Raw genomic sequence first — 24,759 nt, forward strand, 5'->3', positions numbered from 1 at the left:
TATTTAAAAAATATGGTAAACAAATAAATTTATGCAACATTACAAAGAAGGCGAAACCTATAAGATAATCGGCATTTGCATGGAAGTGCATCGAAATCTTGGACCAGGTTTATTAGAAATAATTTACAAAGACGCCTTAGAAATAGAGTTTAAAGAAAATAATATTCTTTTCGAAAGAGAAAAAGAATATTCAATTGAATATAAAGGAAAAATTTTACCTCATAAATTTTATGCTGATTTTATAATTAATCAGGACATCGTTTTAGAGGTCAAAGCAATAAAAGAATTTTCAAATGAACATATTGCTCAGGTTTTAAATTATATAAAACTATCTGGATCTGAAGTAGGATTGCTTGTCAATTTTCAAACAAAATCACTTCAATATAAAAGATATATTATATAAAATAATTAAAAAAAATCTGTGCTAATCATTTTAATCTGTGGCAAAAAATATATAAATGGAGACAGTTCAAGCTATAAAACAACGTTTTGAAATTATTGGAAATGATCCTAAGCTTAATCGCGCCATCGAAAAAGCAATTCAGGTTGCGCCAACCGATATTTCGGTAATGGTAACTGGAGAAAGTGGTGTTGGTAAAGAAAGTATCCCAAAAATCATACACTCGCTTTCACATAGAAAACACGGAAAATACATAGCTGTAAACTGTGGTGCAATTCCAGAAGGAACTATAGATAGTGAATTATTTGGTCACGAAAAAGGAGCTTTTACAGGTGCTACAAGTACACGTGAAGGTTATTTTGAAGTTGCCGATGGAGGAACTATTTTTCTGGATGAAGTTGGAGAATTACCACTTACTACACAGGTAAGACTACTTCGTGTACTAGAAAATGGCGAATTTATAAAAGTAGGTTCATCACAAGTACAGAAAACAAATGTGAGGATTGTTGCAGCAACCAACGTTAATTTATTTAATGCAATCGAAAAAGGTAAATTTCGTGAAGATCTATACTATCGTTTAAGCACTGTTGAAATTACTTTACCCCCATTGCGTGAGCGAAAAGAAGATATTCATTTATTATTTAGAAAATTCGTATCTGATTTTGCTCATAAATACAAAATGCCTCCATTAAAACTAGATGATGATGCGGTACAACTATTGCAAAAATTTAGATGGAACGGTAACATTCGTCAGTTACGAAATGTGGCCGAACAAATTTCGGTTCTGGAAACAAATCGTGATATTACTCTAGCAACACTACAATCTTACTTACCAGCCGAAGGTCCAAATTTACCTTCTGTAATTAATGATAAAAAAAATGATAGTGACTTTAATACGGAGAGAGAGATTTTATACAAAGTTCTTTTTGACATGAAAAGTGATTTGCATGATTTAAAGAAACTTACTTTGGAATTAATGCAAAATGGTAGTGCCAATGTACAGGAAACCAATAAAAACTTGATTAAAAAAATATATGGTTCGCAAGAAAATGATAGCGAAATTGATTTTGAAGAAGAACCAAGAACAGCTGTTATGACGACTCCTAATCGTGAGGAACAATACCAGTCAAACGATGACAATTATTTATTTGCAGAAACAATTGAGGAAGAAGAAGTTTTACGATTGGAGCAAAAAGAAATCGAAATGATTAAAAAATCATTAGAAAAAAATAAAGGAAAACGAAAAGCTGCCGCAGATGAATTAGGAATTTCGGAACGAACTTTATATCGAAAAATAAAACAATTTGATTTGTAAAAAAACAAATGGAGTAAAATTGATTAACTAAATAAATACCTTTGGTTCTTTTAAAAAACAAAATGAGAAATATACAGTACCTAATTATAATTGCAATTCTTTTCACCTTTAGTAGTTGTTCCGTTTACAACTTTACAGGAACAGGAAAAATTGATGCAAAAACATTTCAAGTTAATTACTTCCAGAATAATGCTGATTTAATTCAGCCAGGACTGGATCGTACTTTCACTTTACAATTACAGGATCTTATCCAAAATCAAACTAACCTGAATTTAGTAAGTACAGGTGGTGATTTAGTATATGAAGGAGAAATCACTGATTACCGAATTAGCCCAATGACTGCAACAGCAGACCAACAAGCATCTCAAAACAGGTTAAAAATTCGTGTAAACGTAAGATTCACTAATAAAAAGAAAGAAACAGACGATTTCGAAAAATCTTTTGAATTCTATTATGATTACCCTGCACAAGATCAACTTGTAGGATCTGTATTAGACACGGCTCTTAAAGAAATTTTCGACCGTATTACCCAAGATATATTTAATGAGTCGTTGGCAAAATGGTAAAAAGGTTGGTTCGTTTAATTGGTTAATCGTTAATTCGATTCAAAAAAAACGAGTATACAAATAAACAATTCAACGAATAAACAGTTAAACAATTTTAAAATAATGAATGTTAACGATTATACATACCTAATAAACAGACCCGATGCTATTACAGAAAAGCAAACGGAAGCATTAGGCAATGTATTGAATGAATTTCCATATTTTCAGAGTGCAAGAGCATTACGATTAAAAGGGCTTTACAGTCAAAACAGCTTTAAGTATAATTACGCCTTAAAAGTTACCGCTGCACATACAACAGATAGAGCTATTTTATTTGATTTTATAACATCCGAAACTTTTTCGATCATTCAAAAAGAGTATTATGACAAAAAAGCTTTGGCTCTTTTGGACATAAATGTTGTTGATAGCGAACATCTTTTACCTGAAGTCGTTGCTCTGGAAGATTTCATAGAAAAGGTAGAACCTAAATTAATAGATCCTATTGAGCGCTCTATTCTTACTTCTATAAAGGAAGCATCTATACCCAATATTGAGGAGAATGTAAATACTCCTGAAGAAACTATAGAAAACTTAGAAACTATAGAAAGTACTGAAGCTATAGAAACTGCTGAAGAGAACCTGGAAATAGGAAAACCTTTAGATTTTTCAAAAAGCGAAAAACATTCTTTTCAAGAGTGGCTTCAACTTTCCAGAACGGAGCCTATTGAGCGAAAAGAGGAAAAGAAAGAAGAAAAAATTGAAGTAAAAATCGAAGAAAAAGAAGAAAAAGAAGAAAAGGAAGAAGAGAAACAAGTAAAACCAGTTGAAATTGATTCTTCTATAATCGAAATTGACGAAGAGAAAAAGAAAAAAGCTGAGTTAATAGATAAATTTATTGAAACAAGCCCAAAAATCTCTCCTGTAAAACAAACCACAACAGTTGCAGCAAACATACAGATAGACATTAACAAGGACGATAATACCTATTTAATGACAGAGACTTTAGCCAGAGTATATTTAGAACAAAAGAAATATACAAAAGCAATACAAGCATATGAAATATTAATTTTGAAATATCCAGAAAAAATTAGTTTCTTTGCAGACCGTATTTCGGATATTAAGACATTACAACAAAATAACAATAATAATTAAACAATGAGCACATTTTCAATTTTTTTAGTTTTAATCACAATAGTATGTTTTCTATTGATCGTAGTAATCATGGTTCAAAACCCTAAAGGTGGTGGATTATCTTCAACAATAAGTGGATCTCAAATGTTAGGTGGAGTTCAAAAAACAACTGACTTTTTAGACAAAAGTACTTGGACTTTGGCTACAATTTTAATTGCATTAATCTTACTTTCTAGTTTAAGTTTTACTGGTTCATTAAGCGATGTAGAATCTAAAATTATCGAGAAATCTACAACTACTGCTCCAGTCACTACGCCTGCAGCTCCAGCACAAGAAGCACCTGCTGCGACAAACCCAGCAAAATAATACATTCTTTATAAAATATAGAAATGCCAGCCTGTCAAAGCTGGCATTTTTTATAAGAAATAATGTCAGTTTTTTTAAGGTGGCATAGTTTCTGAAAGTTTATAAGCAAACAAAATTATAAACATAACATAATTATAAAATCATGACTTTAAACATTAAACCGCTTTCAGATCGCGTACTTATTGAGCCAGTTGCTGCTGAAACTAAAACTGCGTCAGGGATTTTTATTCCAGATACTGCCAAAGAAAAACCACAAAAAGGAACTGTTGTAGCCGTAGGTAATGGTACTAAAGACCATACTATGACTGTGAAAATTGGAGATACAGTTCTTTATGGTAAATATGCAGGAACAGAATTAAAACATGAAGGAATTGATTATTTGATTATGCGTGAAGATGATATCTTAGCGATAATCTAAAAAGCTTTAAGTCCTAACTATTAAGGAAACTTGAAACAAATAAAACATTAAACAAAAAACATTAAAATGGCAAAAGATATAAAATTTGATATTGAAGCACGTGACGGATTAAAACGTGGTGTTGATGCATTGGCAAATGCAGTAAAAGTAACTTTAGGACCAAAAGGTCGTAACGTAATCATCGGAAAATCTTTTGGTGGACCAAACGTAACTAAAGATGGTGTTACAGTTGCTAAAGAAATTGAATTAAAAGACCCATTAGAAAATATGGGAGCTCAGATGGTTAAAGAAGTAGCGTCAAAAACTAATGATTTAGCTGGAGATGGTACTACAACTGCTACAGTTTTAGCTCAAGCAATCGTAAAAGAAGGTTTGAAAAACGTAGCTGCCGGAGCTAACCCAATGGATTTAAAACGTGGTATCGACAAAGCTGTTGAAGCTATCGTTGCCGACTTAGCTAAACAAGCTAAAGTAGTTGGAAGTGATTCAGAAAAAATAAAACAAATTGCATCTATTTCTGCAAATAACGACGAAGTAATTGGTGAGTTAATCGCTACTGCTTTCGCAAAAGTAGGAAAAGAAGGTGTTATTACTGTTGAAGAAGCAAAAGGAACAGATACTTTCGTAGATGTTGTAGAAGGAATGCAATTTGACAGAGGATACCTTTCTCCATATTTCGTTACAAATCCTGAAAAAATGGAAGTAGAATTAGAGAATCCATATATCCTTTTGTACGACAAAAAAGTTTCTTCTTTAAAAGAACTTTTACCAGTTTTAGAGCCAGTAGCTCAATCAGGAAAACCATTATTAATTATCGCTGAAGATGTTGACGGAGAAGCTTTATCAACTCTTGTAGTTAACAAATTACGTGGAGCTCTTAAAATTGCTGCTGTAAAAGCACCTGGTTTTGGAGACAGAAGAAAAGCAATGCTAGAAGATATCGCTATCTTAACTGGCGGAACTGTAATCTCTGAAGAAAGAGGTTATACTTTAGAAAACACTACAATCGAAATGTTAGGTACTTCTAAAAAAGTAACTATCGATAAAGATAACACTACAATTGTAAGTGGTGCTGGCGAAGCTGACATGATCAAAAATCGTGTAAACCAAATTAAAGGTCAAATGGAAGCTACAACTTCTGATTATGACAAAGAAAAATTACAGGAACGTTTAGCTAAATTAGCTGGTGGTGTTGCTGTACTTTATGTTGGTGCTGCATCTGAAGTAGAAATGAAAGAGAAAAAAGACAGAGTTGATGATGCATTACACGCTACTCGCGCTGCTGTTGAAGAAGGAATTGTTGCTGGTGGTGGAGTTGCCTTGTTAAGAGCTAAAAACGCTTTAAGCGAAATTAAAGCTGACAATGCTGATGAAGCTACAGGTATTCAAATCGTATCTCGTGCTGTAGAAGCTCCGTTAAGAACTATCGTTGAAAATGCAGGTCTTGAAGGTTCTGTAGTTGTTGCTAAAGTTGCCGAAGGTTCTGGTGATTTTGGATACAATGCTAAAACTGACGAGTATGTAGATATGCTTAAAGCAGGGATTATCGATCCTAAAAAAGTAACTCGTGTAGCTTTAGAAAATGCTGCTTCTGTAGCAGGTATGATCTTAACTACTGAATGTGCTTTGATCGATATTAAAGAAGATAATGGAGGCGGAAACCCAATGGGTGGAGGTATGCCAGGAATGATGTAATATCCTTCCTGACTTACAAAAAGTCCCGAAATAAAAAATCCGAAGTTTATAGCTTCGGATTTTTTGTTATAACACCTATCGTATTTTTTCTACTATCGCTTCTTTAGCAATTTATTAAAGCTAAAAAGTTGTTATGATAACAATCATAAATAAAAAAATCCGAAGTTTAAGCTTCGGATTTCTTAGTTTTAATATCTATTGTATTTTATCTGCTGGTCTTTTCTTTAGTAGTTTCATTAAAACTGGAAAAGTCGTTATGATAACAATAATTATAATGATGTATTCAATATGCTGCTTTAAGTCAACTCCTTGTTTCAAAAACACACCGTAAAGATAGTGTCCTGAAAATATCAGAATGAAAGCCCATAAAAATGAACTTAAAATATTGTAGAACATAAATTTCTTTTTGTCCATAGATACAATTCCTGCAACTATAGGCGCAAATGTTCTAAAAATTGGTAAAAAACGAGCATAGATTATAGCTTTACCTCCGTATTTTTCAAAGAAATCTTTTGATTGTAACAAGTATTTTTTCTTAAACCAAAATGTATCTTCTTTTTTAAATAAATAATAACCGCTTTTGGCTCCAAACCAATATCCAGTCATATTACCAAAAATTCCAGAAATAGCCACCATTAAAGAGAGCAAAAAAACATTTATAAAGTCGCTTTCGATATAAACCATATTCTGGATTAAATCACGGCTATAAATTCCTGCTAAAAAAAGTAAGCTATCACCTGGTAAAAAGAAACCTGCAAAAAGTCCTGTTTCGGCAAAAACTATAAATATAACAATGTATAAACCAATTTGAAATCCACCAATGGTAAGGGTAATATAAAACTCAGGATTGATTAATTGAGTCCAATCAAAATTATTCATATAAGCGATTTATTCGTTAAATTTATAAGTTGGTGAAAGTAATAATAAATTAGTTTAGCCACAATAAATTGGCATATTTTAAAGTTTTATTAACGCTATAAAAAGTCAAATTCACACTTGTTCTCTAATATTATTTTCTTTCATATTGGCAACACGTCGGAAGTCCATCATAAACATCTTGCGTAGTCTTCGCAGCATCAGTATCATGACCTACTTTGGCAATAGCATTTTTCACATCTACAAGTGAAGTTTTCTCTTCATTCAAGATTAAATTTAATTTATGGGTACTAATATCCCATGTTGCCGATTTCACTCCCGAAACACTAAAAGCTGCTTTTTCTATTCGCTTTTTACAATCCTCACAATTACCACTTACTTCTGTCTCGTATTTTGCATTCTTATTCTTTTTCTCTTGTGCCTGAGCAGCAAATGAGAAAAGAGTCACCAGTAAAACTATTATTACATTATTACTCATCATTTTTCTATTATTTTTTGGGAGTTCATAAATCTTCGATTTCATTTTGTTTTATTTTTAAGGGTTTATTAAATTATATTTAAGTTGTTTTTATTTTATTTTAAATCGTAATCCTGCATAATACATTTGTCCAAAAACCGGAGCATAGACAATTGACGCATCAAAATCTGGCCCAAACGGATTATCACTTCCTAAGATAGCCTTGTCTTGTCGGTAATTTCCAACATTCTCCCCTCCTACATACACTTCAAAAGTATCCGAAAAAACTCTTGTTACTTGTGCATTCATCAAAGAGTATGAAGGTGAAAACTCAGGCAATCTATCCTTTTCTGGATTTGAAGCTGTGTTTGGCAATTGCTGTTGTCCAATCCAATTAAAAGTATAGTCCATTTTCCATTGCTTTCCGTCAACAAGATTTGTTTCATATTCCAGATTACCAAAAAAACGATGTTTTGCCTGTAATGGTCTTGCGTAATTTCCAGATAAATAATCTGTTCGAATATCATAATATTTATAAGCCGAACGGAAATTAAAATTCTTTAATAATTCATAATTAAACTCAACTTGCAAACTATTAGCATATGATTTCCCGTTTAAATTATAGAATAAAACTTCCTGTGGGCTTTGCATTACATCTACAACAACCTGATTTTGAAAATCGGTTCTGTATAAATCAAAAACAACTTCGGCATGTCTATCAAAAAGAGAAAATCTTTGCGAAAAGCTCAACCCATAATTCCAAGCGATCTCAGGATTCATTCCGTAAATTTTACCGCTATTATCAAGAATCGAGAATACTCTTGAACTAGCAAAGAGTTGCTGATTCTCGGCAAAAATATTAGCCGAACGTTTCCCTCTTCCTGCTGAGAATCTCAAAACTGCTTTCTCCCAAGGGTTGTACCTTACATGCAAACGTGGTGTTACAAAAGTTCCCAACCGATTATGGTTATCTATTCTTCCACCTAAAATAATACTGAAGTTATCAGCGTTGTCGTACGTATATTCAAAGAAAGCTCCAACAGAATTATCGATTCGACTATAATCAGTTACATTCACAAACTCCTGATATTGATCGTATGTAAAGTTTAATCCTGCTGCAAATTTGTTCTTGGTATTATCGATAATCGAATTAAAAATCAAATTAGAATAATAACTATTCTGCTTGATATTATAATCATTTAAACCATAGTAAGATTTCTGATTATGACTATTAAATGCATTCTGAAAACCAATACTCTGAAAAGGCATATCTGGAAAAACATAACCTATTTTAGTCGAAACATCAATTCGCTCTGTATTTATTTCAGATCCCCAATAATTGGTTGTGCCTTTATCCCGATCTTTATCAAAGTCAAGTTCTCCAGTTTGCTTTTTGTCATTCATATATCTAAGATTAACAAAACCAACCCAACCTTTCTCGGCATTAGTATATTGATAACGGTTTAGAATATTGATTTGCTTCGCTAATGGATTATCCATAAATCCATCATCATTCATATCGGTTTTTGCAACACGCGCGTTACCATGAACTAACAAACTTGTTGCCCATTTATCCGAAAGTTGCTTAGTAAAATGCGTATTTAATTCAAATCGTGAATCGGTAGAACCATAAGCATTCAAAAAGAATGGGATATCATCCATCGGCTTTAACAACTCTGTGTTTATTTGTCCAGAAATACTTTCGTAACCATTTACAACACTTCCAGCTCCTTTGGTTATCTGAATACTTTCAACCCAAGTTCCTGGTGTAAATGACATTCCATAGGCTTGAGAAGCTCCACGAACTGATGGAACATTCTCTTCAGTAATCATTAAATATGGACTCGTAAGCCCCAACATTTTAATTTGCTTCGTTCCCGTTAATGCATCCGAAAAGTTAACATCAATAGATGGATTAGTTTCAAAACTTTCGGCAAGATTACAACAAGCTGCTTTAAGCAATTCTTTACTTGTTATAAGCGAAGTATTTCCTGTAAGCGTATATGATTTTTTAATTCCTTTTTGCTTTTTAGTAATCTTAACTTCTTCCAATTTTTCTTGCGCAAAAACAGGAATACAAAGCAAAAGCATAGCAAAAAGTGCTATATTTTTTTTCATGAGAATAATTTTAATGTTTAAAAAAAGTAGATTCAAACCATACTGAATGATTTGACTTTAAAAAACATTAAAATCAGGCGTAAAATATATATTGGTGATAGAGTTTAAATAGCGGAGGTGCATGAGCATCGCTATAATATGCAATTATCTGTTTGTTTTTAAAACTCGGAATAGAGAAAAAAGCAACAGTTTTAAATTCTTGTAGTGTAAAAGGAAAATCAAACTGAAACAAGAATGTTTTAATCGTAGCTGTATCTGACTTTTTCTCAAAATGAACTACTTTATCTTTGCAGCAAGATGATTTTTTTTCGGAAGTAATTCCACAACATGTTTTTGTTGGTGGAGCCTCTACAGTTTTGTTTAATGAAATTGAAGCTAATTTGTCACCACAATAATGCACATCAAAAGCTAGTCCTACATTGCAAACCAATAGTAGAAATGCTAAAAATAAACTAGTGCATTTTTTTATATTCATATCGTTTGCAAAATTAGCATTATAATCAATTCTTAAAATCAAATTCTTGTTAAAAATTTCAAAAAGCACCTTTTACAAGTCAAACTCCTGTCCCATTAAAGGAATAGAGCAATTAAAACCGTATTTCTCTTTAATTTTTATACGAAGCGCATCTGCAGGAACATTTTCTCCATGAACCAAAAAAACTTTTTTAGGCTTATTTTCTAATGCCGAAAGCCAAAGGAGCAAATCATCCTGATCACCATGAGCAGAAAGTCCCGCTATTTCTAAAATCTTAGCTTTAACTGGGAAATATTTACCTCTAATTTTAATTTCATTATCACCTTCTAATAACTTTCTACCACGAGTTCCTTCGGCTTGATAACCAACAATAATTACCGTTGTTTCACGCAATCCGATATAATGTTCAAAATAATTTAGAACCCTTCCTCCTGTTGCCATTCCGCTTGCAGCAATAATAACCTTTGTACTTTTATTATAAATTATATCCATCGTTTCCTGATAATCCGAAACTAGAGAAAACATTTTGGCCATACCTGTACATTCTTCCATCGTTAATTTATGCCATTCTCTATTATTCATAAAGATTTCTAAGGCACTAATTCCCATTGGTGTATCAATAATATAAGGAATATTCGGGATCCTACCTTCTTTCTTAAGCTGCCACAACAAATACATTACACTTTGTGCTCGCTCTACAGCAAAACTAGGAATGATAACTGTTCCCTTTTTCTGAAATGTAGCATTGATGTATTTTTCGAGTTCATCTTTAGCATCGGTATCTGGATGCAATCGGTTTCCGTAAGTACTTTCTAAAAATATATAATCAGCAGTTTTAGGTTTTTCTGGAGGATATAACAGTACATCATTATCACGACCGATATCTCCCGAAAAAACTAGTGTTTTTTTCTCAACTATTAATGCAATGCTACAAGCTCCCATAATATGTCCCGCAGTAAAAAAAACTGCCGAAATATCTGCTTCTAAAAGAAATGGTTCATTTACTGTTACCACTCTAAAAAGCGGAAAGACTTTCCTGGCTTGTTCCACTGTATAAAGTGGTTCTGCTATTTCATGTTTAGAATATTGCTCTTCGTTAGCTTTATTAGCTTCTTCTTCCTGAATCTTAGCACTATCCAGAAGGATAAGCTTGGCTATTTCTTTTGTAGGGCCAGAACAATATATTTTCCCTTTAAATCCCTGGTATACCAATCTCGGCAACCAACCACAATGATCTAAATGCCCATGTGTAAGCAACACAAAATCTATAGTTGAAGGTAAAATAGGCAAAGGTTCCCAGTTGAGTTCCCGTAAAGGTTTTATCCCCTGAAACTGCCCACAATCAATTAAAATTCTAACCCCATTACTCTCAATCAACGTTTTGGAACCTGTTACTGTTCCCGCACCTCCAATGAATTTGACTTTCATTTTATTTGAATTTAAATTACACCGACAACAAAAAGCAATACTCTCAAGAATACCTACACAGTTCTGAGGCTTCTTTTGTAACACTTTTTATTCTTTGAGAACTCAATCCAATTTCTTCTAAACAACTGCGGTTATTCAACAATTCTTTAACCAAAATCACATCCAAAGCCAATAATTTATCCTTTTCGGCCAAGGCAAGTGTGGTTAAACAAGTTATAGGATATAGATTATTATTCTCATTCTTTGTTCTCAAGTTATTATTTGCAGGATAATCCCAACTTAATAAATTTAATCCTGAACACGCTCCAAAAGTCATCGCATCCAATGTAAATCGATTATTGGTAACTATCCAACACTCTGAGATAACATCTTTGTCTGTAAAAACAGGATGTCTCCTTTCTTTAATATCATTAAATCGGGATAGAATATACATTGGTACTTTTACATCTGTAGATGCTTCTTTTCCCATATGAAACTTACATTCTACCATTGCAATAACATCATTCTTTTTTATCAGGACATCTATTTCATGAGTAACACATTTGCCTTGCAAAGTCAAATTAGTCTTTGTTTCATAATTTTCTTTAGAAAAAAGTCTGGCAATATATTTTTCGAAGTAAAAACCAGCAGGTCCTAATAACTGAATGGCTTCTTTTAGGTTATAACGTGCCGCATGCGAATGGGATATTTTTCTTAACAACTTAAAAGCCATCTTATAGATTCTCTTGGTCGAAATCCCCTCATACATTTCTTTCTCTATCATTTGTAAAACATCCTGAACAACTGATTGATTTGCACCAGAATTCAAAAGAGATTTCTCTAATTTCTTTCTATCAAAAACAACAGTATCTCCTGATTTTTTTACAACTCTCATTTATTTTTTGATTTGAAAATTAAACAAATACAAATCGACTAATAAAGGTACGAAAAAAGGGCTATTTATTTATTTTTTGATAATAAAATCCAGGAATAAACAACAGTATAAGAATAGGTTGAATTAAAAAACGACGTACATAAAAAAGAATCAAATTATTATGGTTGCCATAAAAATAAATAATACAATAGAAAGCAATAATGAGGATAAGAAAAAACAGAACATATAAAACTGAAGCAAACTTAACCAGTTCAGTTTCTCTAAAAATGACATAAATTATTCCCAATGATATAATCGTATTTAAGAAATACCTAAATAACAATCCCAAGAACAATTGAATCGAATTGAATTCAGGCAGAGGAAGTTCTTTATAATCTCTCTCAAAATAAACGAGAAAAGGATCATAAAATAATTGATTCTCGTATGCTCTTATCCCTGCCAGAAGAAACACAAACACAATTAAGAGAAAAATTCTTGATTTATTTTGAAGAATATTATTTAGCATATTTTGAAAATTTACTTACCCAAATAATCCACAAAATAAAAACTACTCCATAAATAACCAATGGAAAAAGCACACCATGTAAGAGATGAGTTTTCTCTGGGAAATAATATAACAATCCAGCTAATGAAGCGATTCGGCAAATATTAAGAATATAAATAAAAAGACTTCCTCCCAGAATATAAAACAATGTCGGCTTTAATTTACCTGAAAAAGCGACTATAAAAGCGACAAACAAAATAATCACGCTAATCGCATTACAACCTTCTACAATTACAGCAACTACTTCCCGATTGTAGAATATCTGTAAATATGGCTCTGAGGGAATTTCATCAACCCTAGCATCATTATTAAATAATTGCAATAACCACTCGGTATGATTGCCTACTAATTTTGTTATTCCATCTATTTTATCATTCTCAAAACTACCTAAATAGAATTGATAAACTAATGTCAATAGAATATAAGTCCCAAAAAATGTACCTATAAAAAGAAGAAAAGGCTTGTACTGGATTAAATATTTTTTCAAGAGAAATTTTTAACAAATTTATGTATTTTTTGAATTTGGCTTTAAATACTTTTGTATAAAAACTAAATAAGATGACTTTTCAGGAATTACAACCAAAAATAACTGCAATTGTAGCAGATACAAATCAGTCTAGAGACGAAAAACTATTAAACATTTGTCAATTATTAAGCGACAATGTTGACTATTATAACTGGGTTGGATTTTATTTTGCCAATCACGAAAATAAAACATTGCATTTAGGACCGTATGTAGGAGCTGAAACTGATCATACTGTAATTCCTTTTGGGAAAGGAATTTGTGGACAAGTTGCTGTTTCTAGCGAGAATTTTGTAGTTCCAGATGTAGCTGCTCAAGACAATTATATTGCTTGTAGCTTTACTGTAAAATCTGAAATCGTGGTTCCTTTATTTGTTGACGGAGTAAATATTGGTCAAATTGATATTGATAGTCATGTTATTGACCCTTTTACAGAAGCTGACGAGAGATTTTTAGAGTTTGTAAATTTGGAAGTTGCAAAATTGTACTAAAAATAATACATTCGCGTAACTTTACTTTTAAACTCTTTTATGAAACTAATTTTACGCGTTTTCTTTTTTCTCACTATTTCGACAAAACTGTTTGCACAAACACAAACGGCAATTTCTTCAGATAAAATTGTTTATCTCGATTCTACTTGGCTAGAAACAACGTCTGAAAACTATAAATATATAAGAGTCATTAAAGATTATTACTCTGATGATAAAAAAATTTATATCGTTAAGGATTACTACAAATCAAAAACCTTGCAAATGATTGGTGGTACAACTGACAAGGACATTATCAAAGAAGAAGGACCTTATATTTATTATTACGAAAATGGGAATAAAAAACTCTCCGTCAATTATTCAAATAGAAAAAAAACTGGAAAAGAGTTTAATTGGTATGAAAACGGAAACCCGAAATCTGAGCTTGAATATTTTGAAAAAAAAAGAGAAGTTCAGTTTAAAGTAAATAACTTTTGGAATCCCGAAAAAGAACAAACTGTGATAAATGGTAACGGCGAACTTAAAGAGGCAAATGAAAACATTGAACAAAGCGGAAAAATAAAAGATGGTTTTCCTGACGGAATCTGGAAGGGAAAAAGTATAAAAAGTCAATACACTTTTACAGAGATTTATGAAAACGGAAAATTAAAATCAGGAACAAGCATTGATTCCTTACAAATCGGACATCATTATAAAGTTGTCTTTCAAAAACCCGTGCCTAAATCCGGAATGGAATCATTTTACAAATACATATCACAAAATTTAGATACTTCTGAAAATAGATTTTTAGGAAAAATGTATATTTATTTCGTTATAGACAAGGAAGGAAACCTGATTGAACCAAGAATTTTAAGAGGACTTGGCTACGATTTAAATCTAAAGGCAATAACCACAATTACAAATGCTGGAAAATGGAATCCGGGCTTAATAAGAGGCATTCCAAGCCGAGTTAGCTATTCATTACCTATAACAATTAGAAAAAATACTCAATAAAATTTATTTTTAGAGAAAAAAGTACTATTTTTGCACCCGTCTTACAAAAGTTGTATGACATACATAAAAATCATTAAATAATATTGGAATGTATTTAACTAAAGAAAAAAAGGAAGAGATTTTTGCACAACACGGTGATGTTACAAACACTGGAAAAGCTGAAGGTCAAATCGCATTGTTCACTTACAGAATTTCACACTTAACTGAACACTTGAAAAAAAATCGTCACGATTATAACACTGAGCGTTCACTTGTACTTTTAGTAGGTAAAAGAAGAGCTTTGTTAGATTACTTGAAGAAAAAAGAAATCAACAGATATCGTGAGATTATCAAAGTATTGAATATCAGAAAATAATCAATATAAAAAAGAGGTGCGAGAGTGCCTCTTTTTGTTTTTACACAAACAAAGAAAAAAAGTTTGGTTTTTCATTGGGTTTTAGGCATTAACTACGCACAACAACAACTACAACACAACTAAAACCCATTGTATAACCAATAAGGAAAAATTTATGATTCCACAATTATTTGTAGAAAAAATCGATTTAGGTGATGGCAGAAGCATCACAATCGAGACAGGACGTTTAGCTAAACAAGCTGATGGTTCTGTAGTAGTAAGAATGGGCGATACGATGATACTTGCAACAGCAGTATCTGCACGTAGCGCTAACCCAAATGTTGATTTTTTACCATTAACGGTAGATTATCGCGAAAAATTTGCAGCAGCTGGTCGTTTTCCAGGAGGTTTCTTCAAGAGAGAAGCTCGTCCAAGCGATAGCGAGGTATTAACGATGAGATTAGTTGACCGTGTTTTACGTCCGCTTTTCCCAGATGATTACCATGCTGAAACACAAGTTATGATTCAATTAATGTCTCATGACGAAACTGTTATGCCTGATGCATTAGCTGGTTTAGCTGCATCTGCAGCATTGGCAGTTTCAGATATTCCTTTTTACAACTTAATTTCTGAAGTACGTGTTGCACGTATTGACGGAAAATTTGTAATTAACCCAAGTAGAGAAGACTTAGCAAAATCTGACATCGACATGATGATTGGAGCTTCTATGGACTCAGTTGCGATGGTTGAAGGAGAGATGAAAGAAATTTCAGAAGCTGAAATGGTAGAAGCAATTAAATTTGCTCACGAAGCTATTAAAGTTCAAATCCAAGCACAATTACGTTTACAAGCTGCTTTTGGTAAAAAAGAAATTCGTACTTACGAAGGTGAGAAAGAAAACGAAGAAATTTACAAAAAAGTAAAAGCTGCAGCATACGATAAAATTTATGCTATTGCAAAAGTTGGTTCAGCTAAACACGAAAGAACTGCTGCATTTGCTGAAGTAAAAGAAGAAGTAAAAGCTTTATTTACTGAAGAAGAATTAGCTGCTGATGGAGATTTAGTTTCTAAATATTTCTACAAAACAAACAAAGAAGCTGTTCGTAACGTAGTATTAGAATTAGGTGTTCGTTTAGATGGTAGAAAAACAACAGATATCAGACCAATCTGGTGTGAAATTGATTATTTACCAAGAGTTCACGGTTCTTCTTTATTTACACGTGGAGAAACTCAAGCATTGGCTACAGTAACTTTAGGAACTTCTAGAGAAGCTAACCAAATTGATTCTCCATCTGAACAAGGTGAAGAGAAATTCTACTTACACTATAACTTCCCTCCTTTCTCAACTGGTGAAGCTAAACCTCTAAGAGGAACTTCAAGAAGAGAAGTTGGTCACGGTAACTTAGCTCAAAGAGCTTTAAAAAACATGATCCCTGCTGATTGCCCTTACACTATCCGTATTGTATCTGAGGTTTTAGAATCTAACGGTTCTTCTTCTATGGCTACAGTTTGTGCTGGAACAATGGCTTTGATGGATGCTGGAGTTCAAATGGTAAAACCAGTTTCTGGGATTGCTATGGGATTAATTACTGACGGTGATAAATTTGCTGTATTGTCTGATATTTTAGGTGATGAAGATCACTTAGGAGACATGGACTTTAAAGTAACTGGAACTGCAGACGGTATTACAGCTTGCCAGATGGATATTAAAATTGATGGTTTACGTTATGACATCATGGAGCAAGCTTTAGGGCAAGCACGTGAAGGACGTTTACACATTTTAGGAAAACTAACTGAAACTATTGCTGCTCCAAGAGCAGACGTTAAAGCGCATTCTCCAAAAATCATCACTAGAACTATTCCTGGAAACTTTATTGGAGCATTAATTGGACCTGGAGGAAAAGTAATTCAAGAATTACAAAAAGCTACTGGAACAACTATTGTAATCAACGAAGTTGATGAGCAAGGTGTTATCGAAATCTTAGGTACAGATCCTGCAGGAATTGAAGCTGTTTTAGCTAAAATTCAATCTATTACTTTCAAACCTCAAATGGGTGAAGCTTACGAAGTTAAAGTAATTAAAATGCTTGATTTTGGAGCTGTAGTAGAATATACTGCTGCACCAGGAAACGAAGTTTTACTTCACGTATCTGAGCTAGCTTGGGAACGTACTGAAAATGTTACTGATGTAGTTAACATGGGAGACGTTTTTCAAGTTAAATACCTTGGACTTGATCCTAAAACAAGAAAAGAAAAAGTGTCAAGAAAAGCACTTCTTCCAAGACCTCCACGTGAGGAGAAAAAAGAGTAATCAGATCTTAGTTTACTAAAGGTTTATTCATAGAAAACCCCAATTCATTTGCTTGAATTGGGGTTTTTCGTTTTAATTTAACACATCTAAATATTACACAAAACTCATCCTGCAATCCATTTTAAACAATTACCCATTAAACCATCTCTGCCTTTTAATTGTTTTTCCTTCCCGAATTAAATAAGCATGATAAGAACTCGGAACATCATGTGTCCATTTAGGTAAAAAATAAATGATCAGGTAAACATCAATATGCCCTACTATCCCAAAAAATACTGCAAGAAAAAAAGGAATTCCAGCATGACCAAAACCAACCATAGAGACAAATGCAACTAATAATGTTACTCCCCATAATTTAGATAAAATAGCATGCGTACATGTTTCTTTTCCGAATTTTAGAATACTAAAAACATACGTTAAACCTTCCATTATAAAAATTGAAATAATAGCATATTTATAGTCACGTATTATTTCTGGATTTAATAACCAAGTACACCAACCCACGCAGAGCCAAAAAACTAAATCTACCTGACTATCCATGCGGCGTAATTTTTCTGACGAAACACCCACTTTACGAGCAATTATACCATCAAAAATATCTGTCAACAAGCCCAATATCATCAACAAGACTAAAACCAATCTAACATAAGCAAAATTATTGTTTGCTATTGCAATCATTACAAAACCCAACATTAATCGAGTCATAATAAGCAAAAAAGGAACTTTTTTCATGATTCTACCAATTTAAAAAAGGCATTGTCCTTTTATTATTCACATTCCAAAGCCCTAACTGAAAACCTTTAGAATTTGATTTATTAAAAACACCTATCTGTAACCCTTTATTAATTCTAGCCTTATTAAAAACGCCAACATGCAAACCGTTCAACTGATATGATTTGTTGTAAACACCAATCGCAGAACCTGCTAAATTATTATTTGCACTATACAATCCTATTGAAATTCCATTCTGATTATCTGCAATTGTACCCAAAACAGTAACCGAAAGTCCGTTAAAATTATTGAATTTGTTTCCTGCAGAAATATTTAATCCATTCATACTGGTGGTTGTAAAAAAACATCCGGAACTAACATTCAAACCATTCAATTTTAAATAAGGCGTATAATTCATGTTTTTAATTTTATAATCTTCTTCAGTAGATTTTAAAGCATCTTCTTTTTTATGATTTTCGATTGCTTTATCAATATACATTAAACACATAAAAGCATATAAAGCTCCAGCAGCTGGCGCCGGGTTTGCTTCTATATTTATCCCATTAATTGTTTGAGACTTTATATGTCTATTTTCAACATGTCCAACCCCAAGAGCTAATCCGTTTACTTTATTTACTTTTTTAGAAATTGGAGATAGGCTAAAAATTTTCGAGTGTGGCGCAATAGAATCAATAGTCTGAATTCTAATTGTATCCTGAGCATATATTCCTCCAAAACCAAATAATAAGGATACCAAAATTGATGTTTTCATAAATCATTATTTTAAAATTTCAAGACAAACCTATCGCAATAATCACATATAAATTTGCTTAAAACAATAAAACTATTTCTTATATTTGTGATTATCGCAAATTATGAAATATCAAGAATCATTTCTAAAAGCAATTAGAAGTAAAGTTTCTAAGTCAGCTTCTTTAATAGATGAAGTCGCCTCTGTTTTAGAGATTAGCTATGATGCATCACACCGAAGAATATCCGAAAAAAGTAAATTTTCGATAGACGAAACCATTAAACTTGCAGATCATTTTAATATTTCGTTAGATAATTTATTTTCAAAAAAAGAAAAAGTTATTGTTGAAAAAACAATTGAAATAGAGACATTAAAAGATATGCTTCAGTATTTCAAAACTTCAGCAGAACAAATTGAATTTTTAACCAAAAATCCAAAAACTACTCTTTTTTATTCCGCCAAGGATATTCCGTTATTCTATTTTATGGAAGGAACTATCTTATCAAAATTCAAAGCTTTTGTATGGCTGAATCTTTTAAATACTAAACAGAAGAAAGTTACTTTTGAAAATTTTGTAATCGAAGAGTCCTTTACAGAATACATGCAAAAATTGAAAAATGTTTATGAAAACGCTATTGTAAATGAGATATGGAATGACACCACTATAAACAGTAGCCTGCAGCAAATTTTATATTTTTATGAAGCTGGTTTACTTAATCTTAAAAATGCAAATGCACTATGTAAAGACTTAAAAAGGATCATTAATTCTATTCAGGAAAAAGGCAATAAACCAAATTCTAATTTCACTATATACTACAACGAGTTAATATTATTAAACAATAATATGCTCATAGAAACCGAAGAAAAACTAACCATGTTTGTTCCTTATACCTTACTCGGTTATTTTATTACTGATAATGTAGATAGTTGCAAAAACGTACATCAATTCTTTAAGCAGCAAATTATCAACTCAAAGTCTTTGGGCGCTTCGGGAATCAAAGAGCAAAATTCATTCTACAATCGAGCCAATCGAAAAATAGATTATTATGTAGAAAAAATAAATTCTCAGGTAGACCTATTGTTTTAAAGGAATAATTGATTTTTTTATTTTTTGCAATAGCTATTATATTACTATTTAACACATTTACGTGATATTTATAACATTTTTTTAATACTTTTGAAATTAAGCAAGAAATTAACTTTATATCAAAAGATACAGTTGAAAAATTCCCAAAACAAACTAACATTACTATTACTAGGCGTTATCATAAGCATTAATGCTTTACATTCTCAAACAAACAAAGAAACTTCTATATATAATTTGTTTGATAAAGCCATAGGTAAAGAAAATTTAGCAATATACAATGGCTCACGCCATGTGAACTATTACAGAACAATAGATAACAGCCATAGTTATTATTTTTCAAATAACTTTAGTATTGGAAATCTTAACTATGAAGGTCAAAACTATAATAACCTTGATCTTAAATACGATGTTAATAATGATGTTCTGGTCTTAAAAGCCACTGGCGAATTTGACTACCTAGGAATTAATGTTATAAAAGAAAAAACAGCTAGTTTTAGCATTAATAATAAAAATTTTATTAATGTAAACTACAACAATCCTACATGTCCAGACTACATGAATGGTTATTATCAAGAAATTATTTATTCTCCAGATGATGTTCTTTATATTAAACATCATAAAAACAGAGGAAAGATTATTGATAATAAAAGAATTTCTGATGTAGCTAACCAAAATACATTTGATGAATTTATTGAGAAGAATGATTTTATCCTAAAACACAAAGGCAACTATTATAAAATAAGTTCCAAAAGTGATATTATCAAAATATTTCCCGAGTCTAAAAGTAAAATAAAAAATTATTACAATAACTATTCTCAGTTAGAGGAATCGGATAAGAAAATTTTCATTGAAAATCTAATAAAAGAAATCAACAGTACTCCCTCTAACTAATGTATTCAATTAAAAAATGAGAAAAATTATACTAACCCTATTTTTATTAACTTTTCATGCGTTATCATTTAGTCAAGAAAAAGGAAATAAAATATCCATTGAATTTAATAACGTTGATTTAAAAACTGCATTAGAGAAAATTGAAAAAACTACAGATTATAAATTTTATTTTGATACAAATTGGCTTAATACTGTTGATGCCGTCTTAATTAATAAAAATTATGTAAATACTTCGGTTGAAGATATATTAGATAATCTTTTTGAGAAGACTAATCTGAATTATTTTATTTCTGACAAAAAAATAATTCTAACAAAAAACAGCATCATTCACAATTCGCTACCCAACGATTATTTTGGGTCTTCATCAACTCCACAAATAGATAAAACTGAAAATAAAGACTCTGCAAAACCAATATTTCATCAACAATATGATACAATAATACACAACAATATTAATTCTGGCATAACTTACATTGGTAAAGAAAAAAAGGGAGGAGAATTAAAATCATATACTCTTTCTGGTTTTATAAAAAATGAAAAAACAAAAAAACCTCTTTCTAACGTAACGATTAGAATACGCGATAAAAACACAAACACAGTTACCAATAATGAAGGATACTACACTATTGAAGTTCCTTATGGTCTTAATTATATTGAAATAGAATCAATCAATCACAGAAAAAATACGGAGACTGTCATGATTTATGGCAATGGTAAACTAGACGTAATTCTTTATGAAAACATAAATGAATTAGATGAAGTTGTTATAAAGAAAAACGCAAATAAAAACGTAAAAAATGTCATTGCTGGAGTTTCTACTATAGATGTAGAAGGAATAAAGAATGTTCCTCTAGTTCTTGGAGAAAGAGACATTTTTAGAGTAGCTACAACTTTACCCGGAATAAAAACTACTGGAGAAGGTTCTGCTGGTTTCAATGTTAGAGGAGGTAAAGATGATCAAAATCTTATCCTTTTAGATAATGCCGTTTTATATAATACATCTCATTTTTTAGGATTTTTCTCTGCAGTCAATCCTTATACTACCAGTAAAGTAGATATTTATAAAGGAAGTATTCCTGCTCGATTTGGAGGCAGACTATCGTCTGTTTTTGACATTACAACAAAAAATGGTAATCCGGAAAAATTTTCTGGAGAAGGAGGAATTGGATCTGTAACAAGTAATCTTTCTATAGGAACTCCTGTTATAAAAAATAAATCTAGCTTGTTAGTTGGTGTAAGAGCTACTTATTCTGAGTGGATTTTGAAAAAAATAGATAATGAATCTTTAAATAATAGCCAAGCAGCATTTTTTGATGGTATTCTAAAATACAATCATAAAATAAATACCAACAATACTATTGAATCTACCTTGTATTATAGCAAAGATCGTTTTAGTATCTCTTCAGATTCTGTTTATAAATATAGTAATGCTCTAATTTCATTAAAATGGAACCATGCATTTAACAACAAAAGTAAAGCTGACTTAATTTTTACAAATAGCGAATACAAATTCAATATCGACTATGATAATGGAGGAATGAATTCTTTTGATTACGGTTATAAATTAAATGAAACTCAAGTTATATTAAATGGTAATTATACACCAAATAATAAGCATGCTTTTAATTATGGAGTTTCAAGCAAACTCTATAATGTTGAACCTGGATATCTCAACCCAAAAAATCCCAACTCTACATTAATTCCAATAACTATAGCTGACGAAAAAGCAGTAGAATCTGCTGTTTATATTTCGGAAAATTATAATCTAAGCGAAAAAATATTGGTTAGTATGGGACTGCGTTATTCTACATATTCAGCACTAGGAGAATCAACACAAAGAATTTATGGAGACAATACTCCTGTTAATGATAATACCGTTACAGGTACTCAATATTACAAAAAAAATGAAGTAATTAAGACTTACGGCGGATTTGAACCCAGACTAGCAGTACGTTATTTATTTACTGATGATTTCTCTGTAAAGGCAAGCTATGACAAAACTTACCAATACATTCATCTATTAACAAATAACACTACTCAATCACCTACAGATGCATGGAAGTTATCTGGCTTACACATTGCGCCACAAGATGCTCAACAATTCTCATTAGGTTTTTATAAAAATCTTGATAATGATAATATTGAGCTTAGTTTGGAGGGGTATTATAAAAAATCTAACAACTTACTAGATTATAAAGTTGGAGCCGATTTAGTCTTAAACAAAAACACAGAAACACAATTATTACAAGGTGAAGGGAAAGCTTATGGAATTGAATTGTTACTTAAAAAAAATGCAGGAAAACTTAATGGTTGGTTAGGATATACCTATTCACGTACTTTTATAAAATTAGACACTCAGTTTAATGAGGAAAAAGTAAACAACGGAGATTATTTTCCAACAAATTTTGATAAACCTCATGAGATAAGTGCTGTATTAAATTATAAATTCACGAAGAGATATAGCATATCAAGTAATTTTGTATATCAATCAGGAAGACCAATCACCTACCCTATTGGAAGCTATATGTACAATGGGATGGAATATACTGTATATAGTGACCGAAATAAATATAGAATACCAGACTATTATCGATTGGATATTGGTTTTAATATCGAAGGAAATCATAAAATCAAAAAATTAACGCATAGTTTCTGGAACATATCTATCTATAATGTATTAGGAAGAAACAATCCATATTCTATCTTTTTTGTAACAGCAAATGGAGAAATTAAAGCATACAAAACCTCCATTTTTTCTGTTCCTATTCCTACGATAACTTATAATATTAAATTTTAACAAATGAAACTAAGAATCCTAGATATTAGATACTTATACAAGTCATTTGTTTTTATACTTCTTTGTCTTACTATAAGTAGTTGTACGGAACAGTATGCCTTTAAAACGAGTACATTCGAAAATATACTTGTTATTCAGGCAAACATTACAAATGAATATAAAAAGCAAGAAATAAAAATTTCCAGATCTTATCGTTTTGAAGAAAATGGACCAACTAACGAAGAAGGTGCTACTGTGTATGTAACCGATAATGATAATAATAGCTATCAATTTGGCTTTGAAAAAATATCAGGTTTATATGTTTCAAATAGCGAATTTAAGGCAGTTCCGGAAAAAACATATCAATTAAACGTTATCACAAAAGAAGGAAAATCATACTCTTCATCAGTTCAGTCTTTAACACCTGTAAGCGAAATTCAGGTAGAACCAAAGGTAGCAACTATCAATGGAGAAAAAGGAGTGCAAATAGTTGTGAGTAGCTATGATCCAGATGCAAAAACAAAATTTTACAGATACGAATATGATGAAACATATAAGGTAATAGCACCAAACTGGAAACCTGTTAAGCTTATTGTAGCTCCATATACAACAAATGGTCATCCTGATTTTTTGGTTGTTCCCAGAACAGAAGAAGCCAGAATATGTTATACTACAAAAAAATCTGATGATTTATTTTTACTAAATACTGTAGGTTTAAGCGAAGATCGAATTAATTATCCGATACGTTTTATAGAGATCAAAAATCCTATTCTTAACGAACGATACAGTATTATAGTACGCCAGTATGTGCAGAATTTAGAATCTTATGCATATTATAAAACATTAAAAAGTTTGTCAACTAACAAAAGTATCTTCTCACAAGTTCAGCCTGGATTTAACTACGGTAATTTAAAATCAAATGATGATCCTAGTGAAAAAATAATTGGCTTCTTTGAAGTATCATCAATTTCATCAAAAAGAATTTTCTTTAATTTTAGAGACCTCTTTATAGACGATCAATATCCCCCATATTATTTCAAATGCGAAACTAGCATATACAGAAACTGTTGGGACCCTCAAATAACATGTAGAGGTCCAAAAATATTTTCTTTAGTTGCTGGATCTGGAACGGAAGAAGTATATTACGGAACTGACAAAGAAAACTTTATATTTACAACCGCACCTTGTGGAGATTGCACCAAAATTTCATCAAACATCAGGCCTTTATTTTGGATAGATTAAATAATGCATT

General features: G+C 31.5%; 25 protein-coding genes. 15 read left to right on the top strand and 10 right to left on the bottom strand.

Annotation, left to right across the window (positions count from 1 at the left end; all coding sequences use genetic code 11):
• The first annotated feature begins 31 nt into the window (after positions 1-31).
• From OA93_RS02295 to groL, 7 genes are all read left to right on the top strand, one after another.
• Positions 32-403, top strand: coding sequence for a GxxExxY protein (locus OA93_RS02295; protein WP_039111499.1), 372 nt, complete (start codon positions 32-34; stop codon positions 401-403).
• A gap of 55 nt (positions 404-458) precedes the next feature.
• On the top strand, positions 459-1,715 hold the full coding sequence (locus OA93_RS02300; protein ID WP_039111500.1) for a sigma-54 dependent transcriptional regulator: 1,257 nt from the start codon (positions 459-461) through the stop codon (positions 1,713-1,715).
• A gap of 62 nt (positions 1,716-1,777) precedes the next feature.
• A complete protein-coding gene (locus tag OA93_RS02305) occupies positions 1,778-2,281 on the top strand; it encodes an LptE family protein (RefSeq protein WP_039111501.1) in 504 nt (167 codons plus the stop codon).
• Positions 2,282-2,383: 102 nt separating this feature from the next.
• Positions 2,384-3,412: a tetratricopeptide repeat protein gene (locus OA93_RS02310; protein WP_039111502.1), complete on the top strand. Its 1,029-nt coding sequence runs from the start codon at positions 2,384-2,386 to the stop codon at positions 3,410-3,412.
• 3 nt (positions 3,413-3,415) lie between these two features.
• Positions 3,416-3,757: a preprotein translocase subunit SecG gene (gene secG, locus OA93_RS02315; RefSeq protein WP_039111503.1), complete on the top strand. Its 342-nt coding sequence runs from the start codon at positions 3,416-3,418 to the stop codon at positions 3,755-3,757.
• Between the two features lie 142 nt (positions 3,758-3,899).
• Entirely contained in the window at positions 3,900-4,175 is a 276-nt protein-coding gene (locus OA93_RS02320) for a co-chaperone GroES (RefSeq protein ID WP_035623321.1), read from the top strand.
• A gap of 66 nt (positions 4,176-4,241) precedes the next feature.
• Entirely contained in the window at positions 4,242-5,870 is a 1,629-nt protein-coding gene (gene groL, locus OA93_RS02325) for a chaperonin GroEL (protein ID WP_039111504.1), read from the top strand.
• A 195-nt stretch (positions 5,871-6,065) separates the two neighbouring features.
• On the opposite strand, the gene OA93_RS02330 is transcribed toward groL, so the two are convergent.
• From OA93_RS02330 to xrtF, 8 genes are all read right to left on the bottom strand, one after another.
• Positions 6,066-6,749: a VTT domain-containing protein gene (locus OA93_RS02330; RefSeq protein ID WP_039111505.1), complete on the bottom strand. Its 684-nt coding sequence runs from the start codon at positions 6,747-6,749 to the stop codon at positions 6,066-6,068.
• A 130-nt stretch (positions 6,750-6,879) separates the two neighbouring features.
• Positions 6,880-7,269 carry a heavy-metal-associated domain-containing protein gene (locus OA93_RS02335; RefSeq protein WP_240474645.1) on the bottom strand — a complete coding sequence of 130 codons (390 nt, stop codon included), beginning with the start codon at positions 7,267-7,269 and terminating at the stop codon, positions 6,880-6,882.
• Between the two features lie 45 nt (positions 7,270-7,314).
• Positions 7,315-9,321, bottom strand: coding sequence for a TonB-dependent receptor plug domain-containing protein (locus OA93_RS02340; RefSeq protein WP_039111506.1), 2,007 nt, complete (start codon positions 9,319-9,321; stop codon positions 7,315-7,317).
• A gap of 73 nt (positions 9,322-9,394) precedes the next feature.
• Positions 9,395-9,796 carry a hypothetical protein gene (locus tag OA93_RS02345; protein ID WP_039111605.1) on the bottom strand — a complete coding sequence of 134 codons (402 nt, stop codon included), beginning with the start codon at positions 9,794-9,796 and terminating at the stop codon, positions 9,395-9,397.
• Positions 9,797-9,868: 72 nt separating this feature from the next.
• Positions 9,869-11,224 carry an MBL fold metallo-hydrolase gene (locus tag OA93_RS02350; protein WP_039111507.1) on the bottom strand — a complete coding sequence of 452 codons (1,356 nt, stop codon included), beginning with the start codon at positions 11,222-11,224 and terminating at the stop codon, positions 9,869-9,871.
• Positions 11,225-11,267: 43 nt separating this feature from the next.
• Complete coding sequence (locus OA93_RS02355) at positions 11,268-12,098, bottom strand: ATP cone domain-containing protein (RefSeq protein ID WP_039111508.1); 831 nt, start codon at positions 12,096-12,098, stop codon at positions 11,268-11,270.
• Between the two features lie 61 nt (positions 12,099-12,159).
• Positions 12,160-12,603 (bottom strand): exosortase F system-associated protein, encoded by a 444-nt coding sequence (locus tag OA93_RS02360; RefSeq protein ID WP_039111509.1) that lies wholly within the window; start codon positions 12,601-12,603, stop codon positions 12,160-12,162.
• Positions 12,593-13,129 (bottom strand): exosortase family protein XrtF, encoded by a 537-nt coding sequence (gene xrtF, locus OA93_RS02365; RefSeq protein ID WP_039111510.1) that lies wholly within the window; start codon positions 13,127-13,129, stop codon positions 12,593-12,595. The genes OA93_RS02360 and xrtF overlap by 11 nt, the downstream gene beginning before the upstream one ends.
• A gap of 71 nt (positions 13,130-13,200) precedes the next feature.
• Here xrtF and OA93_RS02370 point away from each other — a divergent pair, with 71 nt between their 5' ends.
• The 4 genes from OA93_RS02370 to OA93_RS02385 all read left to right on the top strand — a co-directional run bounded on the left by OA93_RS02370 (position 13,201) and on the right by OA93_RS02385 (position 17,291).
• Positions 13,201-13,656: a GAF domain-containing protein gene (locus tag OA93_RS02370; protein ID WP_039111511.1), complete on the top strand. Its 456-nt coding sequence runs from the start codon at positions 13,201-13,203 to the stop codon at positions 13,654-13,656.
• A gap of 39 nt (positions 13,657-13,695) precedes the next feature.
• The gene (locus tag OA93_RS02375) at positions 13,696-14,646 is read left to right on the top strand and encodes an energy transducer TonB (protein WP_039111512.1); all 951 of its coding nucleotides are present in this window, start codon (positions 13,696-13,698) and stop codon (positions 14,644-14,646) included.
• An 88-nt stretch (positions 14,647-14,734) separates the two neighbouring features.
• On the top strand, positions 14,735-15,001 hold the full coding sequence (gene rpsO, locus OA93_RS02380; RefSeq protein WP_039111513.1) for a 30S ribosomal protein S15: 267 nt from the start codon (positions 14,735-14,737) through the stop codon (positions 14,999-15,001).
• 154 nt (positions 15,002-15,155) lie between these two features.
• Positions 15,156-17,291: a polyribonucleotide nucleotidyltransferase gene (locus OA93_RS02385; protein ID WP_039111514.1), complete on the top strand. Its 2,136-nt coding sequence runs from the start codon at positions 15,156-15,158 to the stop codon at positions 17,289-17,291.
• Between the two features lie 129 nt (positions 17,292-17,420).
• On the opposite strand, the gene OA93_RS02390 is transcribed toward OA93_RS02385, so the two are convergent.
• Both OA93_RS02390 and OA93_RS02395 read right to left on the bottom strand, forming a co-directional pair.
• On the bottom strand, positions 17,421-18,023 hold the full coding sequence (locus OA93_RS02390; protein ID WP_039111515.1) for a CDP-alcohol phosphatidyltransferase family protein: 603 nt from the start codon (positions 18,021-18,023) through the stop codon (positions 17,421-17,423).
• Positions 18,024-18,027: 4 nt separating this feature from the next.
• Positions 18,028-18,774: a hypothetical protein gene (locus OA93_RS02395; protein ID WP_039111516.1), complete on the bottom strand. Its 747-nt coding sequence runs from the start codon at positions 18,772-18,774 to the stop codon at positions 18,028-18,030.
• A gap of 103 nt (positions 18,775-18,877) precedes the next feature.
• Here OA93_RS02395 and OA93_RS02400 point away from each other — a divergent pair, with 103 nt between their 5' ends.
• The 4 genes from OA93_RS02400 (at position 18,878) to OA93_RS02415 (ending at position 24,749) form a co-directional block, all read left to right on the top strand.
• Entirely contained in the window at positions 18,878-19,840 is a 963-nt protein-coding gene (locus tag OA93_RS02400; RefSeq protein WP_039111517.1) for a hypothetical protein, read from the top strand.
• Positions 19,841-19,972: 132 nt separating this feature from the next.
• Positions 19,973-20,731, top strand: coding sequence for a hypothetical protein (locus tag OA93_RS02405; RefSeq protein ID WP_039111606.1), 759 nt, complete (start codon positions 19,973-19,975; stop codon positions 20,729-20,731).
• A gap of 16 nt (positions 20,732-20,747) precedes the next feature.
• The gene (locus tag OA93_RS02410; RefSeq protein ID WP_039111518.1) at positions 20,748-23,528 is read left to right on the top strand and encodes a TonB-dependent receptor; all 2,781 of its coding nucleotides are present in this window, start codon (positions 20,748-20,750) and stop codon (positions 23,526-23,528) included.
• 3 nt (positions 23,529-23,531) lie between these two features.
• On the top strand, positions 23,532-24,749 hold the full coding sequence (locus OA93_RS02415; protein ID WP_039111519.1) for a DUF4249 domain-containing protein: 1,218 nt from the start codon (positions 23,532-23,534) through the stop codon (positions 24,747-24,749).
• Positions 24,750-24,759: the final 10 nt, after the last annotated feature.

Origin of the sequence: Flavobacterium sp. KMS, assembly GCF_000813005.1 — a bacterium.
In the GTDB taxonomy this organism is placed as follows: Bacteria; Bacteroidota; Bacteroidia; order Flavobacteriales; family Flavobacteriaceae; genus Flavobacterium.

Bases quoted from the DNA above. Each gene is read 5' to 3' on its own strand.
- OA93_RS02295 (WP_039111499.1), top strand. From the start codon at position 32: ATGCAACATTACAAAGAAGGCGAAACCTATAAGATAATCGGCATTTGC.
- OA93_RS02300 (WP_039111500.1), top strand. From the start codon at position 459: ATGGAGACAGTTCAAGCTATAAAACAACGTTTTGAAATTATTGGAAAT.
- OA93_RS02305 (WP_039111501.1), top strand. From the start codon at position 1,778: ATGAGAAATATACAGTACCTAATTATAATTGCAATTCTTTTCACCTTT.
- OA93_RS02310 (WP_039111502.1), top strand. From the start codon at position 2,384: ATGAATGTTAACGATTATACATACCTAATAAACAGACCCGATGCTATT.
- secG (WP_039111503.1), top strand. From the start codon at position 3,416: ATGAGCACATTTTCAATTTTTTTAGTTTTAATCACAATAGTATGTTTT.
- OA93_RS02320 (WP_035623321.1), top strand. From the start codon at position 3,900: ATGACTTTAAACATTAAACCGCTTTCAGATCGCGTACTTATTGAGCCA.
- groL (WP_039111504.1), top strand. From the start codon at position 4,242: ATGGCAAAAGATATAAAATTTGATATTGAAGCACGTGACGGATTAAAA.
- OA93_RS02330 (WP_039111505.1), bottom strand. From the start codon at position 6,749: ATGAATAATTTTGATTGGACTCAATTAATCAATCCTGAGTTTTATATT.
- OA93_RS02335 (WP_240474645.1), bottom strand. From the start codon at position 7,269: ATGAAATCGAAGATTTATGAACTCCCAAAAAATAATAGAAAAATGATG.
- OA93_RS02340 (WP_039111506.1), bottom strand. From the start codon at position 9,321: ATGAAAAAAAATATAGCACTTTTTGCTATGCTTTTGCTTTGTATTCCT.
- OA93_RS02345 (WP_039111605.1), bottom strand. From the start codon at position 9,796: ATGAATATAAAAAAATGCACTAGTTTATTTTTAGCATTTCTACTATTG.
- OA93_RS02350 (WP_039111507.1), bottom strand. From the start codon at position 11,224: ATGAAAGTCAAATTCATTGGAGGTGCGGGAACAGTAACAGGTTCCAAA.
- OA93_RS02355 (WP_039111508.1), bottom strand. From the start codon at position 12,098: ATGAGAGTTGTAAAAAAATCAGGAGATACTGTTGTTTTTGATAGAAAG.
- OA93_RS02360 (WP_039111509.1), bottom strand. From the start codon at position 12,603: ATGCTAAATAATATTCTTCAAAATAAATCAAGAATTTTTCTCTTAATT.
- OA93_RS02370 (WP_039111511.1), top strand. From the start codon at position 13,201: ATGACTTTTCAGGAATTACAACCAAAAATAACTGCAATTGTAGCAGAT.
- OA93_RS02375 (WP_039111512.1), top strand. From the start codon at position 13,696: ATGAAACTAATTTTACGCGTTTTCTTTTTTCTCACTATTTCGACAAAA.
- rpsO (WP_039111513.1), top strand. From the start codon at position 14,735: ATGTATTTAACTAAAGAAAAAAAGGAAGAGATTTTTGCACAACACGGT.
- OA93_RS02385 (WP_039111514.1), top strand. From the start codon at position 15,156: ATGATTCCACAATTATTTGTAGAAAAAATCGATTTAGGTGATGGCAGA.
- OA93_RS02390 (WP_039111515.1), bottom strand. From the start codon at position 18,023: ATGAAAAAAGTTCCTTTTTTGCTTATTATGACTCGATTAATGTTGGGT.
- OA93_RS02395 (WP_039111516.1), bottom strand. From the start codon at position 18,774: ATGAAAACATCAATTTTGGTATCCTTATTATTTGGTTTTGGAGGAATA.
- OA93_RS02400 (WP_039111517.1), top strand. From the start codon at position 18,878: ATGAAATATCAAGAATCATTTCTAAAAGCAATTAGAAGTAAAGTTTCT.
- OA93_RS02410 (WP_039111518.1), top strand. From the start codon at position 20,748: ATGAGAAAAATTATACTAACCCTATTTTTATTAACTTTTCATGCGTTA.
- OA93_RS02415 (WP_039111519.1), top strand. From the start codon at position 23,532: ATGAAACTAAGAATCCTAGATATTAGATACTTATACAAGTCATTTGTT.